The 1,386-nt window shown below is 49.4% G+C and carries 2 protein-coding genes; one reads left to right on the top strand and one right to left on the bottom strand.

Annotated elements, in window-relative coordinates:
* Positions 1-18: 18 nt before the first annotated feature.
* Positions 19-1,101 (bottom strand): IS110 family transposase, encoded by a 1,083-nt coding sequence (locus SJI19_RS24605; protein WP_323480862.1) that lies wholly within the window; start codon positions 1,099-1,101, stop codon positions 19-21.
* A 122-nt stretch (positions 1,102-1,223) separates the two neighbouring features.
* Between SJI19_RS24605 and SJI19_RS24600 the strand changes: the two genes are divergently transcribed.
* Positions 1,224-1,367, top strand: a complete 144-nt coding sequence (locus SJI19_RS24600; protein WP_323480861.1) for a hypothetical protein — start codon at positions 1,224-1,226, stop codon at positions 1,365-1,367.
* The last annotated feature ends 19 nt before the right edge of the window (positions 1,368-1,386 follow it).

Below are 1,386 nucleotides of genomic sequence, written 5' to 3'. Positions count from 1 at the left end.
TGGACGCCCTTCTAAGAGTCAAGTGGTTAGTTGTGTTCTATTAATAAGGCGATTTTGATTACGCAATAACGTATAGACTTCACGCGAGATATAGCGTTTAAGGCAGCGCAACGCTTCCATTTTTGAGTGGCCTTCGGCTACCCGTTTTGCCACATATTCCTGTGTTTTCGTATCCGTGCGTAACCGGCCTATCGCAATAATATGCAAAGCGCTGTTGGCTGCACGATCGCCGCCACGGTTAAGTCTGTGACGATTTGTTTTGCCGGAAGAAACGGGTACAGGGCTGACGCCACATAAAGCAGCGAAGCCAGACTCTGAGTTCAGACGCTGAGGATTATCACCGGCAGTGATCAGCAACTGAGATGCGCATTCATATCCCACCGCTTTACGTTTGATAAGCTCTGGTGCCAGTTCATCGACAATTGACATTATCATGACGTCCAGATCTGCTATTTCGTCATGTAATTCAAGATATCGGCGGGCCAGCGATTTCAGTGCAATACGGTAGGCATCCTGAACGTTACGATAGGCGGTTACATCGGGCCGCCACGCGGCCAGGGTACGGATCAACTGCATTCTCGTGAGGTGACGTATCTGATCACGTAACTCATCCGGGGCTGAAACGATATTCATCTGGATCATTTGTAGTGCAATACGCCGCGCAGCTACAGCCGTTTTACGGCAGACTTTCAAGACGCGCAGTGCTTCAACCATTCCGCTACGTGTTTTAGGTGTGACGGTACGTATACCTGAGAAAGCGGCATGAGCGGCACTTTCTGCATCGATCGTGTCGCTTTTACCTCGCTTACGACGTTCCATTTTATCTGGTGCCGTAACCTCCAGGACTTCAGTTCCGGCTTTTTGAAGGTAACGCAGCAATCCTGCACCGTATGAGCCCGTACATTCGACACCGATACGCGCCACCGTTCCAAAAGACGCCATCCAGGCCAGCATTTGTCGGTATCCCTGCCGTGTTGTTGCGAAAAACTCACTACCTAAAACAATGTTATTGTGATCAACGACAGCAGCAACATGGAGATCTTTGTGCGTATCAACACCACCAACGACATACGATGAATGAACCGAATTTACCTTCGCCATAGGTTATATCCTGCTCCAGAAATTATTCGTCATTTCTCCCGACGATAACCCGGACAGGACAGTAAAGAGACAAGCCGTCAGGCCCTTCTTGAGTCACGCGCATCGGTGAGGAGAATCCTCGCATGAAAGACTTCGCGGTCACCGACGGGTACAGGGAAAGACACATTGCTGGTCGTTCAGTGTGTGAGTCAGGAAACCGGGAAGTCTTCACTGCATCAGTGATCTCACCAGCCTGGAAAAACAGCAAGGATGATGATGAAAACTGACACCGACATTATTACTATC

It is taken from the genome of Acerihabitans sp. TG2 (genome assembly GCF_035013185.1).
Taxonomy (GTDB): Bacteria; Pseudomonadota; Gammaproteobacteria; order Enterobacterales; family Enterobacteriaceae; genus Acerihabitans.
Note: the sequence above shows the minus strand (reverse complement) of the source record. Positions and strands in the feature narration are given on the sequence as shown.

Excerpts from the sequence above, each read along its gene's own strand:
- SJI19_RS24605 (WP_323480862.1), bottom strand. The coding sequence starts at position 1,101 with ATGGCGAAGGTAAATTCGGTTCATTCATCGTATGTCGTTGGTGGTGTT.
- SJI19_RS24600 (WP_323480861.1), top strand. The coding sequence starts at position 1,224 with ATGAAAGACTTCGCGGTCACCGACGGGTACAGGGAAAGACACATTGCT.